The sequence below is a fragment of the Prochlorococcus marinus str. MIT 0918 genome, from assembly GCF_027359415.1.
Lineage (GTDB): Bacteria > Cyanobacteriota > Cyanobacteriia > PCC-6307 > Cyanobiaceae > Prochlorococcus_E > Prochlorococcus_E marinus_C.
The window spans coordinates 571,338-586,310 of the sequence record NZ_CP114780.1 but is presented as its reverse complement, the minus strand read 5'-3'; the positions used below and the strand labels follow the sequence as shown (position 1 = coordinate 586,310).

19 protein-coding genes and 1 tRNA gene are annotated in these 14,973 nt (G+C 33.3%); 9 read left to right on the top strand and 11 right to left on the bottom strand.

The window, feature by feature from the left end; translation table 11 throughout:
• Positions 1-190: 190 nt before the first annotated feature.
• Complete coding sequence (locus O5636_RS03140) at positions 191-397, top strand: hypothetical protein (protein ID WP_269623170.1); 207 nt, start codon at positions 191-193, stop codon at positions 395-397.
• Between the two features lie 287 nt (positions 398-684).
• Here O5636_RS03140 and O5636_RS03135 read toward each other — a convergent pair whose 3' ends face one another.
• From O5636_RS03135 to O5636_RS03125, 3 genes are all read right to left on the bottom strand, one after another.
• Positions 685-834: a hypothetical protein gene (locus O5636_RS03135; protein ID WP_269623169.1), complete on the bottom strand. Its 150-nt coding sequence runs from the start codon at positions 832-834 to the stop codon at positions 685-687.
• 67 nt (positions 835-901) lie between these two features.
• A complete protein-coding gene (locus O5636_RS03130; RefSeq protein ID WP_269623168.1) occupies positions 902-1,072 on the bottom strand; it encodes a hypothetical protein in 171 nt (56 codons plus the stop codon).
• 259 nt (positions 1,073-1,331) lie between these two features.
• Positions 1,332-2,531: a glycosyl transferase gene (locus O5636_RS03125; RefSeq protein WP_269623167.1), complete on the bottom strand. Its 1,200-nt coding sequence runs from the start codon at positions 2,529-2,531 to the stop codon at positions 1,332-1,334.
• A 69-nt stretch (positions 2,532-2,600) separates the two neighbouring features.
• Between O5636_RS03125 and O5636_RS03120 the strand changes: the two genes are divergently transcribed.
• The 5 genes from O5636_RS03120 (at position 2,601) to O5636_RS03100 (ending at position 7,236) form a co-directional block, all read left to right on the top strand.
• Positions 2,601-4,343, top strand: coding sequence for an alpha-amylase family glycosyl hydrolase (locus O5636_RS03120; protein ID WP_269623166.1), 1,743 nt, complete (start codon positions 2,601-2,603; stop codon positions 4,341-4,343).
• On the top strand, positions 4,340-5,143 hold the full coding sequence (gene yedP / locus O5636_RS03115; RefSeq protein WP_269623165.1) for a mannosyl-3-phosphoglycerate phosphatase-related protein YedP: 804 nt from the start codon (positions 4,340-4,342) through the stop codon (positions 5,141-5,143). The genes O5636_RS03120 and yedP overlap by 4 nt, the downstream gene beginning before the upstream one ends.
• A 5-nt stretch (positions 5,144-5,148) precedes the next feature.
• Complete coding sequence (locus O5636_RS03110; protein ID WP_269623164.1) at positions 5,149-6,162, top strand: uridine kinase; 1,014 nt, start codon at positions 5,149-5,151, stop codon at positions 6,160-6,162.
• A 111-nt stretch (positions 6,163-6,273) separates the two neighbouring features.
• On the top strand, positions 6,274-6,501 hold the full coding sequence (locus O5636_RS03105) for a DUF1830 domain-containing protein (protein WP_269623163.1): 228 nt from the start codon (positions 6,274-6,276) through the stop codon (positions 6,499-6,501).
• A gap of 603 nt (positions 6,502-7,104) precedes the next feature.
• Positions 7,105-7,236, top strand: coding sequence for a hypothetical protein (locus O5636_RS03100; protein ID WP_269623162.1), 132 nt, complete (start codon positions 7,105-7,107; stop codon positions 7,234-7,236).
• 49 nt (positions 7,237-7,285) lie between these two features.
• Here the strand turns inward: O5636_RS03100 and O5636_RS03095 are convergent, their stop codons facing one another.
• On the bottom strand, positions 7,286-7,561 hold the full coding sequence (locus tag O5636_RS03095) for a hypothetical protein (protein WP_269623161.1): 276 nt from the start codon (positions 7,559-7,561) through the stop codon (positions 7,286-7,288).
• Positions 7,562-7,649: 88 nt separating this feature from the next.
• On the opposite strand from O5636_RS03095, the gene O5636_RS03090 reads away from it, so the two are divergent.
• Both O5636_RS03090 and O5636_RS03085 read left to right on the top strand, forming a co-directional pair.
• The gene (locus tag O5636_RS03090; RefSeq protein WP_269623160.1) at positions 7,650-8,525 is read left to right on the top strand and encodes an undecaprenyl-diphosphate phosphatase; all 876 of its coding nucleotides are present in this window, start codon (positions 7,650-7,652) and stop codon (positions 8,523-8,525) included.
• Positions 8,526-8,531: 6 nt separating this feature from the next.
• Positions 8,532-8,708 carry a hypothetical protein gene (locus tag O5636_RS03085; protein WP_269623159.1) on the top strand — a complete coding sequence of 59 codons (177 nt, stop codon included), beginning with the start codon at positions 8,532-8,534 and terminating at the stop codon, positions 8,706-8,708.
• A gap of 177 nt (positions 8,709-8,885) precedes the next feature.
• Here the strand turns inward: O5636_RS03085 and O5636_RS03080 are convergent, their stop codons facing one another.
• The 7 genes from O5636_RS03080 to O5636_RS03050 all read right to left on the bottom strand — a co-directional run bounded on the left by O5636_RS03080 (position 8,886) and on the right by O5636_RS03050 (position 14,463).
• Positions 8,886-10,259, bottom strand: coding sequence for an iron uptake porin (locus O5636_RS03080; protein WP_269623158.1), 1,374 nt, complete (start codon positions 10,257-10,259; stop codon positions 8,886-8,888).
• Positions 10,260-10,455: 196 nt separating this feature from the next.
• Positions 10,456-10,788 (bottom strand): hypothetical protein, encoded by a 333-nt coding sequence (locus O5636_RS03075; RefSeq protein ID WP_269623157.1) that lies wholly within the window; start codon positions 10,786-10,788, stop codon positions 10,456-10,458.
• 165 nt (positions 10,789-10,953) lie between these two features.
• A tRNA-Pro gene (locus tag O5636_RS03070) sits at positions 10,954-11,027 on the bottom strand.
• A 28-nt stretch (positions 11,028-11,055) separates the two neighbouring features.
• Positions 11,056-11,415 carry a hypothetical protein gene (locus O5636_RS03065; protein ID WP_269623156.1) on the bottom strand — a complete coding sequence of 120 codons (360 nt, stop codon included), beginning with the start codon at positions 11,413-11,415 and terminating at the stop codon, positions 11,056-11,058.
• A 224-nt stretch (positions 11,416-11,639) separates the two neighbouring features.
• Positions 11,640-12,353: a peptide-methionine (S)-S-oxide reductase MsrA gene (gene msrA / locus O5636_RS03060; RefSeq protein WP_269623155.1), complete on the bottom strand. Its 714-nt coding sequence runs from the start codon at positions 12,351-12,353 to the stop codon at positions 11,640-11,642.
• A gap of 1 nt (position 12,354) precedes the next feature.
• The gene (locus O5636_RS03055; RefSeq protein WP_269623154.1) at positions 12,355-12,627 is read right to left on the bottom strand and encodes a hypothetical protein; all 273 of its coding nucleotides are present in this window, start codon (positions 12,625-12,627) and stop codon (positions 12,355-12,357) included.
• A 93-nt stretch (positions 12,628-12,720) separates the two neighbouring features.
• A complete protein-coding gene (locus O5636_RS03050; RefSeq protein ID WP_269623153.1) occupies positions 12,721-14,463 on the bottom strand; it encodes an ABC transporter ATP-binding protein in 1,743 nt (580 codons plus the stop codon).
• Between the two features lie 82 nt (positions 14,464-14,545).
• Here O5636_RS03050 and O5636_RS03045 point away from each other — a divergent pair, with 82 nt between their 5' ends.
• A complete protein-coding gene (locus O5636_RS03045; protein ID WP_269623152.1) occupies positions 14,546-14,851 on the top strand; it encodes a DUF3288 family protein in 306 nt (101 codons plus the stop codon).
• Positions 14,852-14,973 lie beyond the last annotated feature (122 nt).

Genomic DNA, 14,973 nt, shown 5'->3' with positions numbered 1-14,973 from the left:
TATCTTTTATACGTATTATTTTTACTTGTGTAGTTATTTATAAACATAATTTAGATTTGCTGACATGAAAATCTCTTTCTCTAGGCACTAGTTAAAGTTGATTATTTCATTTGAATATTGGTTTAGAAAAGTTGTTTCTTTTAAGTAATCAAACTATTGTTATATAACATAAGTAGATTAATCTTTTTTTATGAAAATCCCCGCAATAAATCAGTCAAATGCTTTTCTAGCTTTGGCTTTATTAAGTTCTATCAGTCTTGGATCTATAGCAATTTCTCTTAGGTCTTTTCTTCCTATAGCTGAATGGGCAAAAATCCAAAATGAGTGCATTGATAGGACCATTGCTTTTGAAGGACTTCCAGATAAGGTTTGGAGTTGTAATGGTGGTGGTGATTGATTAAGGATGGAGTAACCTTCTTTCAATTAGTCATTAGATATTATTTCTCTTATACAAGAGGGCGAATGATAGGAAAGAAGCCCATTTTTTAATAAGAATAGAATTATTTACTTTGAAATTATTTAAAGAAAGAAAGGTATTGAGTTTTCTGTGTACTTTGAGAATTATTCTTTCTTGCAGGATCAATGGATGGCTATTTTTTGAATTATACGATTTGAGCACAAAAAAAAAGGGGGTTGGCATTTGCCTAACCCCTATTATTCCTTAAAGCTAAAGGATGTAAAACTTTAGTCCTTTTTAGCAGGAATGTTTTGTTGGTCATAATCAGGACCTACTAAGACTGCCATTACTGCAAATAGTGCTATTGCAGCAATACCAAGATATGCAGCAGATGGGGCTGGGGTGGTGAGTAGGCCAGCAAAAGTTAAAGGAAACATGGCTTTTAGTAAACAGTGTTATTAATACATCAAAAGCATCTTAGGACGTGTCTTTTTACTTACATTGTTATGTTTTTACTCTTTTAGTGGCCTGTGACCATGTTATGAACCAGTCTGATCTTTTGTCTAGAAGCTCTTTGGGCATGTTGTCTTGAAGCTCTGAAATGGCTGCTCTCATATAGGGATCCCCATGGTCAAAATGCTCAAAGAAGTCTATAAGATTAAGAATTTCTTTCATAGTTTATTTAAAATTAACTAGCAACAATATTCTTACGAAGAATAGGAATACGATAGCTAATGTCAAGAGCTTATATCTATATAGATGCGGTTGACTATAGAAATATTTTTTGGAAAATATCATTAATTAAACGAAAATATCATTTAAAAAAATCTATAATTTTATAGAGAAACATATTTTGATCTTAATTTGATCTTATAATTTAAAATTTTGTATGCATTTTTAGTTTAAAAAGAGTTGGATTTATTTATATAGAAAACTATAGGAGACTTAAGTCTAAGCCTGCATTGACTAGATCATCTTGCATGTTGCTTTCGCATGATAGTACTCTAGCCCAGCAAGGCAGCTGTTGAGTAACAGGTGATTTAAGAAATTGTATAATTGAAGGTCTTAGGAGCTTTGTGAATTTTTGAACTGACAATTCTTCTTCATGCCTATCATAAGGAATATTATTTACTGCGGAGTCTAATCCAAATTGTTTAACTCTATCTTGACCTACTCTTTTATATAAAACTTCTAAAGTTGATAATTGAGAATCCGTTAATGTTTCAGCTTGATGTTCCATTAACCCTCTTAAGACACTAGATAAAATTTCCGTACACATTTTCTGAAGGCCTTCTTTTTGACTTTTCCCAATTTCTTTATGTTTGTGATCAAAAACCCCAAGATCAACTTGCGCGATTCTGGATATCCTTACATTTCTATAAACCTCAGATAACAATCCGATTTCTAATCCCCAGTCACAAGGAATTCTTAAATTCATGCCTAGGTCTTTTGTAAATGCAAACTCTCCTGCTAAAGGATATCTAAAAGCCTGTAGGTATTTGAGGAAAGGACCTTGACCATAAATTTGTTCAAGGGATGTCAGTAAAGGGCCAACAAATAACCTTGTTGCGCGTCCTTGTAATGCATTTGTCTGTTGTGATAAACGACTATAAAAAGCTTTTACATATGAGATCCCATTAGATGGATCTAGTAATGGCTGCAACATTCTTACAGGGTAAGAAAGGCCGAATGTTTTTATGTCTGCATCAAAAAGCCCTACCACCTCAGATTTCCTTGTGGCGATACCAATGCCTTGCCAAACAGCCCATCCTTTGCCTGGTGTTCCTAATAAATCAAGCCCATTCTTTTCTTGACTTTTAAGAAGCTCTATTACAGCAGGCCCATTAGTCCATTGAACGTGGACAGGAAAAGGCATGTCAGAGAAAAATCTTTTGGCTTCTGAAACCTCATTAGCAGATTTGGCAGATAAAGCAATAATTAATTCGTTCAACCCTTCCAATTTTTGCAATACATTTTTTGTAAGAGACAAAGCTGGCCTTTTGAATTCTTCAAATAGGCAAGGGATTAAAAGAGCCGTTGGTTTTCTTCTTAAACCTTGCCTTAATAGATCAAGAGAATCTTCAGTAACTCCATATTGATGAATTGTTGTGATTAATCCCTGTTGAAAGTCCATTCGGTAATAAGAGCAACTGAATGAAAGAGTGTTTACGATGATCCTGTACAGAGTATTGGTGAATACGCAGTGACAGGTGCTGGTGCGCAATTAGAAACTCTACGTGGCTTGCTGAAAACAATCTACAAGGATCATTCTCCAGAAGACTTTAATTATATGTGGTCGCAATTGTTGCAGATTTTGGAAGAAAACAAGGATATTGATTTTAATCACAATCAAAAGCAGGCTTCTGTATGGGATTCTTCTACAGCTGTTTTAATTACGTATGCTGATGGAGTTTATTCAAATAGTAAATCTACTTTATCACCATTAAAAAGATTAATTGATAATCATCTAGGTAAACTTGCATCTATAATTCATATTTTACCTTTTTTATGTTCAACTAGCGATGGTGGGTTTGCAGTATCAAGTTATGAAAAAGTAGAACCACGGTTTGGTGATTGGGATGATATTAATAATCTTTCTGAAAATAACTTAATTATGGCAGATTTGGTTTTGAATCATGTTTCTGCTTCTCATCCATGGGTACATCAATTTAAAATGTCTAGTAATCCAGGAATTAAATATATTTTGTCGCCTTCTATTAAGGATGATTGGGGAAATGTTATTAGAGCAAGAAATACTTCTTTGTTTACAAGTATTATAACTAATCAAGGAAGAAAAGACGTATGGACAACATTTGGTCCAGATCAAGTTGATGTTAATTGGAATGAACCTCTCTTAATATTAGAATTTTTAACTTTAATAATTAAATACTTAAGGAACGGTATTCGATGGATTCGATTAGATGCAATAGGTTTTATATGGAAAGAGCCTTCAACAACTTGTTTGAATATGAAGCAAGCTCATGATTTAGTAAAGGTTTTAAGAATATTACTTAAAGAACTTTGTGAATCAGGGGTCCTTATAACAGAAACAAATGTTCCCGAGAAAGAGAATGTTTCATACCTTATTTCTGGTGATGAAGCACAACTTGCATATAATTTCCCTTTGCCGCCTTTGTTACTTGAAGCCTTGATTACTAACAAGGCTGATTTAGTTAATAAATGGTTAGACTCATGGCCTACTCTTCCTGATAAAACAGGTTTTTTAAACTTTACTGCTTCTCATGATGGAATTGGCCTTAGGGCTTTAGAAGGCTTGATGGAGCCATATAGACTACATAACTTGTTAATTGCATGTGAAAAACGTGGTGGACTTATTAGTCATAGAAGAATGTCTAATGGAGAAGATAAGCCGTATGAATTGAATATAAGTTGGTGGAGTGCAATGGCTGATACAGGAATAAATAGAAATCTTTTTCAATCCAAAAGATTTCTATTAAGTCAACTTTTTGTTATGGCTTTGAAAGGTGTTCCTGCATTTTATTTACAAGCAATCATGGCATCTGAAAATGATATATTTGCTTTTGATAAATCTGGTGAAAGACGAGATCTTAATAGAGAAAGATTTGATTTTAAATCATTAGAACATGCATTGAAAGATATTAATTCTAATGCTAGTAAAAATCTTTTAGCTTTAAACCAAGCAATGACAGTTAGAAGTCGTTTAAAAGCTTTTCATCCAGATGAGCCTATGATTTTATATAGTAAGAAACGTAGTGACGTTGTACTTTTTTCACGGGGTATAGAAGACTATCGTGTGTGGGTTCTACATAATATGACTAATAAAAAGCTAAGTTTTTCTTTTGCGGATGTGCTCCTTACAAAATTTCCTTCTGCTTGGTGTGATTGTTTAAATAATAAAGTTTATTTTGACAATCGAATAGAATTAAACCCTTATGCTGTTCATTGGTTAACTCAAAAAAAATGACATTAAATACCAAACGTGATAAATGGTGGATAGTCACTGATATTGATGGAACATTGATGGATCATGATTATGATTTAACTCCTGCGATACCTACAATTAGATGGTTACAAGAACTGAAAATACCAATAATTCCATGTACAAGTAAAACTGCTTCTGAGGTTAGATTATTGCGCAAAGATATAGATCTACATGATCCTTTTATTGTAGAAAATGGTGGTGCAGTATATGGAAATAGTGAATTAGATACTAAAGAGTGGGAATTAATTTTAGGACGAAGTTATAAAGACTTAAAGGCAATATTAGAAAATATTTCATTAGAAATTGGTGTTAAATTAAAGGGGCTTAATGATTTATCTTATGAAGATATTGAGCTTCTAACTGGTTTGAAAGGTAATTCAATAAAACTTGCTTTGGCAAGAGAATGGAGCGTTCCTTTTCTTAATCCAACTGATGAGGATAGGCTTAATGTGAATAGTATTGCTGGGAAATATGGCTGTAAAATCTATCAAGGAAATAGAATGAGTCATCTTTTAGATGAGAATAGTGATAAAGGTAAGGCAGTAGTTAAATTAAAAAAATACCTTAATCAAACTGATGCGAAAATAATAGCTTTAGGAGATTCTCCTAATGATTTACCTTTGTTAGAAATAGCAGATAAAGCTGTCGTTGTTCCAGGAGTTAGTGGACCTAATAAGACTTTAGTTGATAATATTAAGAATCAAGATTTGATTATAGCGCCAGCCCCTCATTCAGAAGGATGGGCTATGTCAATAAAGAATTTGATCAATAGCCATATATAACAATTATGATTAATGTCTCTTCTAAACAAAAAAGTAAGAAAATAATTAAACCTCCATTTGGTGATCCTATCCATGCTGAGATTTTATTCTCAATTGAAAAGTTTGAATCTTTATTAAATAAATTAGAATGGGATTTTTCTGAATGGGTTGATTATTGGTCATATAAAAATGGTGAAAAGTTAGCATCTTCCTATTGGGCCAAGGGAACTAAATTAGATTGGATTTGGGGTTTGGGTCTCCCATTTCTTACAGAGATTAGTAAGTGTTTAGATAATCCTGAAAGAAGGTATGTTTTGGGATTATCAGCATTACCTGGTTGTGGTAAAACTACCTTTGGAAGATGGTTGGAAGCTTCAGCGAAAGAGTTGAATATGTCGGTAAAAGTTATTTCTTTAGATGACTTTTATCTAACAGGTTCAGAATTGGATTTGGCTATGCAAGGTAATCCTTGGGGTGTTCCTCGAGGGTTTCCTGGTAGTCATTCAATTAAGCTTCTAGATCAATCAATTGATCATTGGCTTAAAACTGGCGAGCTTAATGCTCCAAAATTTGATAAAGCGTTGAGAAATGGTTATGGAGATAGGTCTGGTTGGCATAGAGCCTATCCAGACCTTTTAGTTTTAGAAGGATGGTTCTTAGGTTGTTATCCAATTGATTATTCTTTAAGTCAAAGCAAAATGAATCAGGTTTTAACGCCACCACTAACTGAGGATGAATTAATTTATAGGAAAAAAATACAAAAGTCTCTTTCTATGTATTTAGGAATATGGAAAAGAATTTCTAAATTGTGGCATATAAAAACCATTGATTTTTCTTCAACATGTCAATGGAAAGTTCAGCAAGAACAACAGATGTTATTAACTAGAGGATCTGGGCTCCAAGGAGAGGTTTTAACTTCTTTTTTACGGATGATTCAAGCTTCTATACCTCAGTTTTCTTTAATGGAGATTGATTGTGATGTTGTTGTGGAGGTTAATCAATTAAGAGAAATAATTAACATAGAAACAAAGAAATTATAATGAACCTTTTTCTGTTTAAAGTTCCTATCTCTTTCTATAATTAGTTTTAGTTATTTTTTATACAGTATGAATTGTTCAAAGGTGTTCTAATAATTAGAGAATCATTAGGCTATGACTCAATTTTCTTATTGTAATGAAGGAAAATCTATGATTGTCCTTAGATGTATAGGACCACAGAATTTCTTTTTAGAAAGAGTTATATTTCCTAAGGAAGTTTTTCTTTTCTTAGCTCCTCAAGAATCTAAAGTTGAAATTTGGGGTGATGAGCTTTATGGACCTAAACTAGAACAACGTCTTAGGATAGACACCCTTAATAAAGATCTTCCTATTGCAGCATGATCATTAGAAGATTTGTTTAAATATCCTATTTTAATAATTGAATTTCATAGAAAAGTGAAGGTTTTTCTAGGTTTCTATAAGTATTTTCAATATTTTCAGTATATTCTATTTTTTACTCCATAATTAGAATTCTTATATTAGTTTTTATGGAAGGATATGTATATTTAATTCGCAATGGAGATTTGTATAATATTGGTTGTAGCACTAATTTAAATAAGTCGGAAGAATTTTATAGGCCAGGAATCCTTTCGGCGCATTTAAAGACAAAGGAATTCGAATCCATAACCAAGAAGTTGCAATTCCAATACTCTGATGTGCGCCTTCCAGGGTCAGAATATTTTCGTTTATCTAAATCACAAGTTCTAGAATGTCAACTTATATTGAAAAACGAGAGTAATAATAGTTTCTTCAAGCCTATCTTTAGAGGGTCAACTTTTGTACTTACTTTACTTTTCTTTTGGCTTTTGCTATCTGGCTTAATAATAGTTTTTGCGGTTAATCCAATTTTTAAAAATTTCTTGTTAATTTAATTTCTTCTTGATCATATTAGGTTTAAAACCTTTTGGATTTACCCTATATTTGAAAAAGACTAAAATTTTCAAGGTGTTATCAAGCTTTTTAATTTGGATATCAATCCCTTTTGTTATTGCTACTGCTTATTTTGGTACAAGAAATGGGTATTACAATAGTGATAAATATAATGGAGATGGATGTGCGCATGATGTTAAGCGCTAATTAAATTTGATTATTATTACCAACAATTCAACCTAACGATTAGATATTTTTACTTGGCACTCTTAATGCATGACCACTTATTATCAAATTGCCAAACAGGCTTGTAAATTTCTTCTGTAATTTTCGTCCCTGCTTTTTCACATAATTCCATTGATTCCATTGGGATTGCATATAGTGAGGGACTTGTAATACCACTAACTTCAGGTCTTGATCCTGGACCTTGACGATAGCTTCCTATTATTAGCCAATAACTTGCTTCTGCCTGTAGAGGAGAAATCAATAAGGAAGCAATTGAAATTGCAAATGATATATATGCTTTTTTCATAGGTTGGGAATTTACAAGGGAGCTATATATGGTTTTTATAGCTTTTCAGATTACAGTGATTATAAGTAATCTTTTAATTAATTTATATATGAGCTCATTTATCTTTTTTACAATAAATGCTTCTAACACTTTTTTTCAAGAATGTTGGAAAAGTTTTTTTTTAGGAATTATTCAGGGCATAACTGAGTTTATACCGATAAGTAGTACTGCTCATCTTATGATTTTCCCTGCTTTATTAGGTTGGGAAGACCCAGGAGTTTCTATTTCTGCATCGCTTCAATTAGGAAGTATTATTGCTTTGATTACTTATTTCTGGAGTGATATTGTTGATCTTAAGAATGGTTTTTCAAGATTAATTCTACAGAAATCGTGGAATAATCGAAGGACTAATTTATTCTCTTCTATTTTAATTGGTAGCTTGCCAATTATTTTTGTAGGAGGTTTAGTTAAATTATTTTGGAGCAATTATGAAAATTCAGTTCTAAGAACTATTCCATCTGTCGCAATAGTTTCCATTCTTATGGCGATTTTATTATTTTTGGCAGAGTTATTTAGCGATAAAATAAAAACTATAGATAAGGTTTCTAAAATAGATGGTTTTTTTATTGGATGTGCGCAGGTTTTAGCCTTAATCCCAGGTGTGTCAAGATCAGGTATTACCATTACTACTGCTTTAATTACTGGATTAGAAAGAGAATCTGCAGCAAGATTTTCTTTCCTTTTAGGCTTGCCAGCTATTACGCTTGCAGGATTAGTTGAATTAAAAGGAGCTATTTATGAACCTAATTTAGTAGGTGTAACTCCGTTGTTAATTGGTATATGTTCTTCTGCTTTTACTTCATATTTATCGATTGGTTTTCTGATGAGATTTTTACAAAAAAATAATATGATGATTTTTATCACTTATCGATTGTTATTTGGAACTTTTTTATTAGCTTGGTATTACATTAATGAGGCTCTCTAAAAACAAATGATTGAATTACCATATTCTTATTTTCTTTCAATAGCTTTTGGAGAGATTGAATTGTCAACTACAACAGTTTCCATTCTTATTGGCATAAGTGTATTTATTTTCATCGCTGTAGGTATAAGCTCTTTTAGTTTGATTCGTTCAACTTTACTTTCTGATGAGGAAAATGAAAATTAGGTTTTAACTTTTTATTCGAGTATTACCTTTAAACATATAATTCTTTTATATATATTTAATTATTATTAAACAAAAAGATCAAATGTTCTCAGAAAATTAGAAATCAACATGAAAAAGGCTCTCACATTAGGTGAGAGCCTTTTATAGTAATTGAAGTTATCTAAGTAGCTTACTAATTTAGAAGCTAAAGAATGTTTCAACTATATAGCCAACTGTGTCAGCTTGACGACCGTTGCCTTCTTCATAGAACAAACCACCCTGTACATCGATACCATCGGATACAGGATATGAGTAGTAAAGTTCGTAGTTAGAAAGGGTTTGGGTCTTATAAGATGAAATAGAAGCATCTTCGAAGCTCTGCCAAGCAAGGCTTGCAGTACCAGGACCTACCTCATAATCCAATCCGATCGTAAGAGCGGATGAATTCTTACCAGTTGGGTTAGTTGTTGTACTAACTGTTTCTGGATCCTTAGTGTCATAAGCAACACTAATAGTAGGTAGATTCTCAGGAGCAAAGTATGCACCTACACCGAATGTCTTTTCACCATTGGTGTCACCATTGTTATCGGCATTCTTATAAAGAATTCCACCACCGAAGTTGTCTGCATCATAACCAAGTGATGCAGTCAGTACGTCATCTCCTTCTCTGGAGAACATACCTTTAGTACCATTCTCACCATCTTGAGCAACGTAGCTTACTGAACCGTTGAAACCACTGTCATTAGCGTAAGCAACAGCAACACCAGGACCAGTCTCAGTACCTGCAGCACTAAAACGCATTGTGTCTAATCTGAAGTTCTCAGAATAGATAGAAGTGCTTGCTGAAATAACATCATCTTGGTCAACTAGAGGACCAGCTGTTACTTGGAAATCGCCTACTGGGAATGAGTAGTAAAGTGAACCAACAGTTAGAGTACTATCTGTCTCTGAACTTTCAAGTACAAGTTCAGATTGGTTACCTTGTACTACCTGTGCATAAAGACCATCTCTACCATTGAAGCTGGTATTAAGGTCAACAGTGAAGTTGTACTCAGTTGCTAGCTTGTTATCATCTTTGGAGCTAGGTCCATCAACGAAACCAGTTGTGAATACAGCTCCTCCAGACATTTTGGTTGTAGAAGAGAACTGTCCAGCACTAAGTTCCTTAACTTTGTACTCAAGTCCATCAACACGTCCTTTAAGGATGGCCATTTCAGTGCCAAACTCATTGGAAAGACGAACTGCATCAGAATCAACGTCAGCAGAAGCTAAACCGCCTTCTAAACATGCATTAATAAGTGCAGCAGCCTCATAACGAGTTAGAGCCTGACCACTCTTAAGATTTTGTGTGTAGGCATTGTCTACACAGCCATAGCTCTCACTTAGATTTTGAAGAGCTGTATAAGCCCAATCTCCAGGAACAACATCGGAGTATTGAGCAGTAGTTACCTCTGCACCTGTAGTCGCATAATTGGCAACATCATTGATGTTGACTTCAGCTGCATTAGCAGCTAAAGGAGCCAATAGACCCAGAGCAGCAGGAGCTACCAGCAATTGCTGGAAAAGCTTCATTTGTGGAATCCTCACACTTGGACTTCCCTATTATGACTTTCATGACTGGGATTTGCTGTAGCGACGTATGCACTTTTTGAAATGTCTGTTACATTATGATGTATATTTTGATACGTAATATTAGGTTTTTTATTGCTTCCCGGTAGGTATTTTGATGCTAAATAAATAATTCAAACAGGAATTTGATTAGGTAGGGTTAACAAAAATCCCTAAGCTCTTTCCATTTTGCTAGGCCAGTTTCTATGTCAGACATATCGTAATTTGGATCTCTTTCTTGAAAAGCTTTTATCAGTGAGTTAGTTGCATCAATTCCATATTCAGCTGCTTTGCGTTGTTTGATACACCCTTGTATTTCATCACCTTCTTTAAGTGATTGTTCTGCTTTATCTAGATAATCACTTGCTATTTTAATCTTTTCATTCCAATTATTCATATTTATTTCAAACTCTTTGAATGTATTAGCTTGTGCTGAGGGTGTAAATAAGGATATTACAAACAATATAAATAATGCAAAAAAAATATAGGTCAATTTCCTAAGAAAATCAGTTGATTTGATTAGAAGAAAACTTATGCTTTTCAATTTAAAAATTATTGTTGAATAATTAAAACACTAGTTCATTTTAGGTTGAAATGAATTTGTTTTAGTTTATAGGAACAACTTCTAAAAGGCATTAATGTTTTTTTGTTGATCAAATCGGAACGGCGGGATTTGAACCCACGACCCCCACTACCCCAAAGTGGTGCGCTACCAAACTGCGCCACGTCCCGTAATTTAAAGTTATAGCATCTTGGCTATTCATAAGAATTTTTGAAATTTGCAGATTCTTTTTGATTTGCTTTTTAATTTATTTAGAAGTCGCCTTGATAATGAATTTCGGTCTTCTCCTGAATAGCCGTGAATTTTCAATGAAACAGCAAGTTCTCTTAACTGCCTAATGTTCATTGTAGATAGTTTAAGATCTGCTTGTGTCTCCCAGATTTCATTTGCTTTTGGTATATCTAAATTATTATTAGAATCTTTTATAAGAAGAGTTAGTTCAGCAAGCCATTCAGGTATTAAAACTAGTAAAATAGCAATTAAACTATAAAGTCTTACTATCGCTTTTGAAGGAGGCTTAAGTGAATTATTTTTTTTAATTTCTATCCTTTTAATCACTTTATTATAGTACTTGTATTGATCTTAAATAAGTAATAGTTTTTTGATTTATTAAAAAGCTCAAGATCTAATTGATTCAATATATTCTGTTGGTGCATTATCCTTCCATTGAATAGATGGTTCTAATTTATTCTTGGGACGACTAAAGCTAAAAACTAAAATAAATACAAGTAGTATAGTACAAATTATTATTGTTATTATTGTCTTATCATCTAGGTTTTCATTCATTTTTTTATTGGATCATTGCTGCTTCTGAGGACACAATGATTTTCTTCCCAATTAAAATTTTCCCAAATACTAGTACTTAGCTTATAATCTGATCCAGGAAAATTCTGTAAAGAAATATTTGTTGGCATTGCTGAGCAATATGGCCTACTGCCTGGTTTCGCAAGGTATTGCTGATGATATTCTTCAGCAAAGTAGAAAGTTTGATTGCTACTAACTTCAGTTGTTATTGATCCAAATTTTTCCTGAGTTAAAAGATTTTGATATGCATTAAGGCTTTTAAAAGCTATTTCAAGATGTTCTTTGTTATTAGTAAATATTGCTGAACGATATTGACTCCCACAGTCGTTTCCTTGTCTATTCCCTTGAGTGGGATCATGACATTCCCAGAACATTTTAAGTAAATCACTGATATCAATTTCAGACTTTTCCCAAACAACTCTTACTACTTCAGCATGATTAGTATTTCCTGAGCAAACTTGTCTATAAGTAGGATTCTCATTATCCCCACCTGCATATCCAACAGCGGTTGTTATTACACCAGGTAATTTCCAAAACCCTTTCTCAGCTCCCCAAAAACATCCACATCCAAAATATATTTCACTTTGCTTATTACTGGGTTTGTAATTGATATTGTTTCCTAATACAAAATGTTTTACCCCTTCAGGATAGTAAGAATTTTCTTTTTCTTTAGTTAGCCAATTTTTGAACATTTTAAGATTGATCGACTTGGGTAATTGATTTAGGTATCAATTTAATATGATTTAATAAAGTAGTAACAAAAGCAAATAATAAGAATGGGAGGCTTAGTACTAGAATTAAGCCAACTCCAATAAGAGCAAATATTGGTCTGGAAGACCCCATCAAGCCTAATCCACCGGCTAAACTTACGAAAATAACCGCCATCCAAGCAAGTATTTGAAGATAAATATCTCCAAATGTTAGGTCGCATTTCAGGGTATAGGAGGTAGGTATAGGAGTAGTCATTTAATGTTTGCGTTTGTTTTACTTGATAGGTTAAATGGGTTTTTATTTCAGATCCTTCTTTGTGAATCTTTTTAAGAAGATGTTTTATTTATCTCAATCTAGTTGTTCAACTGCTCTCTCTCTTTCCCAAAGTTGTTTGTATACACCATTCTTATTGATCAAATCTGTATGAGTACCTTCTTGAACAAGTTCTCCTTCATTTAAAACAATAATACGATCACATGCTGCAGCTGCTGAAAGTTGATGACTTATCATTAAAATAGTTCTATTTTCTTGTTGCCTAATTGAAGAAAGTATTGCTGCTGCAGTTTTATTATCAACACTAGCAAGTGCATCATCAAGAACAATTATTGGTGAGCTAATTAATAAAGCCCTGCTTAAGGCTGTCCTTTGTCGTTGGCCTCCACTTAGAGTTATTCCTCTTTCTCCAACAAGGGTTTCAAACCCATCAGGGAAACCTTTTATATCTTCATCAAGATGTGCTTGCTGAGATGATTCCTGAATCTCTTTTATTGATGCATATGGATCACCATATCTAATATTATTTGCTAATGAGTCTGTAAATAAATATCCTTCTTGTGGTACCAAAGCAATGTTCTTTCGAAGATCCTCTAGCTTAAGATCAAGAATATCATTACCGTCTAAGAATAATTGGTTTCTTTTTATATTTACCATTCTGCATAAAGCTCTGGCAAGAGTTGTTTTTCCGCAACCAACTGGGCCTACTATTGCAACTAACTCTCCTGGATTAATTGAAAAATTTATATCCTTTATAATATTTTTACCATTATCTTCATACCTAACGGAAAGATTTTTGGCTTTTAACTTTCCTTTGATTGGTTTATTTAAAGGGCTATTATTAATGTTATCTTTAATAAGAGGTTCGTTATTAAGTAATTCTTCTACACGCTCTAGGCTAACCTGACCTAATTGAAAAGTATTTAGAGTAAAGCCTAATAGAGCAGTTGGGAATACTAATCTTTCTACATATAATATTAGTGCGATTAGGCCTCCAATCGTAAGAGAGCCTTTCTCAATAAAACTGCTCCCTAAAGCAAGAATTAAAAGTAATGATATTGAAGAAATTCCCTGCAAAAGTGGGAATAGTGTACTGGCTGTTCTAGCTAAATTTATTGCTGCATTTTTATAATTATTATTTAAACTTGAGAATGCTTTTTCTTCGGCAACCTCTTGACCATAAATTTTTATAGCACTTATTCCTGAAAGATCTTCTTGAATTAATTCGCTGAGACTTGATAGTGCTTCTTGTTGTCGCTTGCGTTGTTTGACCATTCTGCCTCCAAAAAGCCTAACAGTTCCTAGCATTATTGGATAAAGAGATATGGAAACAACAGTTAAAAAAGGGTTAATTGCTAGCATTGCTGGAATTGTGAATGCATAGGCAAGGAAGGTATTGGTAAGACTCAATATTGCGAAGCCAAGCAGTCTCCTAATGTTTTCTATGTCACTGGTTGCTCTGGTAATAACCTCTCCACTTCCTATACCTTGGACCCATCCTGGATCTTGTATGAGCATATGATCGAAAAGTCTTTGTCTTAGATTTACTTCTACTTGCCTACCAACTCCGAATACCAGTTGCCTAGACAAAAGTCGAACTAAACCCATAACTGTTGCAAGGATAATTATCCATGCTGATTTGCTTAGTACATCGTTAAAGGAAAATCCTTCTTTTAAGGCATCTATGATGCGACGAACTTCAAAAGGTATTGCTACGCTTAGTATATTTACAATTATTAGGCTCACTCCTCCCAATATCAAAGTGTTTTTATGAGGCCTTAAATATCTTTTTATTAGATCAATCCTAAAAACTGCCATGATTTGAAAACTCTAATAATTAATCTATATCGGTAAGGATGAAAGTTGATATATTAGTTTTCTTAAGTAAGGCTTTTGCTTAATGGAAGGACAGAACCATCCACTGTACATAGTAGATCGTGAACACCTAAACAGATTGATATCTAAAGACATGCCAGAAGACGAAGACTTGCTTAACATTGCTAGGTTGTTAATGAGATATGAGGGCTTCCCTGGAGCCAAGGATATTCAATTGGATATAGCTAAAATTTTAAAATCTTGGGGAATGACTCAGGAGACACTTAATTCTAAAACAAGAGATATTTGGTCAAAAGGGTATAGACCTTCTAATTATGCAGATGAGAATCTAGGGTCAAGTTTTGATACATCAGATAATTCTTCAAGTTGATTTTAATTGGATAATTTCTTTCTCTTAAACTCTTTTATAAAAATTTTTCAGGTAAGAGTTAGAAATATCTCTATGATTTGGCCCAGAGTGCATAGCACCTGACTTTTCTTTGAGCGTATTTT

Bases quoted from the DNA above. Each gene is read 5' to 3' on its own strand.
- O5636_RS03135 (WP_269623169.1), bottom strand. From the start codon at position 834: ATGTTTCCTTTAACTTTTGCTGGCCTACTCACCACCCCAGCCCCATCT.
- O5636_RS03090 (WP_269623160.1), top strand. From the start codon at position 7,650: ATGAGCTCATTTATCTTTTTTACAATAAATGCTTCTAACACTTTTTTT.
- O5636_RS03080 (WP_269623158.1), bottom strand. From the start codon at position 10,259: ATGAAGCTTTTCCAGCAATTGCTGGTAGCTCCTGCTGCTCTGGGTCTA.
- O5636_RS03105 (WP_269623163.1), top strand. From the start codon at position 6,274: ATGACTCAATTTTCTTATTGTAATGAAGGAAAATCTATGATTGTCCTT.
- O5636_RS03095 (WP_269623161.1), bottom strand. From the start codon at position 7,561: ATGAAAAAAGCATATATATCATTTGCAATTTCAATTGCTTCCTTATTG.
- O5636_RS03130 (WP_269623168.1), bottom strand. From the start codon at position 1,072: ATGAAAGAAATTCTTAATCTTATAGACTTCTTTGAGCATTTTGACCAT.
- O5636_RS03110 (WP_269623164.1), top strand. From the start codon at position 5,149: ATGATTAATGTCTCTTCTAAACAAAAAAGTAAGAAAATAATTAAACCT.
- O5636_RS03125 (WP_269623167.1), bottom strand. From the start codon at position 2,531: ATGGACTTTCAACAGGGATTAATCACAACAATTCATCAATATGGAGTT.
- O5636_RS03045 (WP_269623152.1), top strand. From the start codon at position 14,546: ATGGAAGGACAGAACCATCCACTGTACATAGTAGATCGTGAACACCTA.
- yedP (WP_269623165.1), top strand. From the start codon at position 4,340: ATGACATTAAATACCAAACGTGATAAATGGTGGATAGTCACTGATATT.
- msrA (WP_269623155.1), bottom strand. From the start codon at position 12,353: ATGTTCAAAAATTGGCTAACTAAAGAAAAAGAAAATTCTTACTATCCT.
- O5636_RS03055 (WP_269623154.1), bottom strand. From the start codon at position 12,627: ATGACTACTCCTATACCTACCTCCTATACCCTGAAATGCGACCTAACA.
- O5636_RS03085 (WP_269623159.1), top strand. From the start codon at position 8,532: ATGATTGAATTACCATATTCTTATTTTCTTTCAATAGCTTTTGGAGAG.
- O5636_RS03050 (WP_269623153.1), bottom strand. From the start codon at position 14,463: ATGGCAGTTTTTAGGATTGATCTAATAAAAAGATATTTAAGGCCTCAT.
- O5636_RS03140 (WP_269623170.1), top strand. From the start codon at position 191: ATGAAAATCCCCGCAATAAATCAGTCAAATGCTTTTCTAGCTTTGGCT.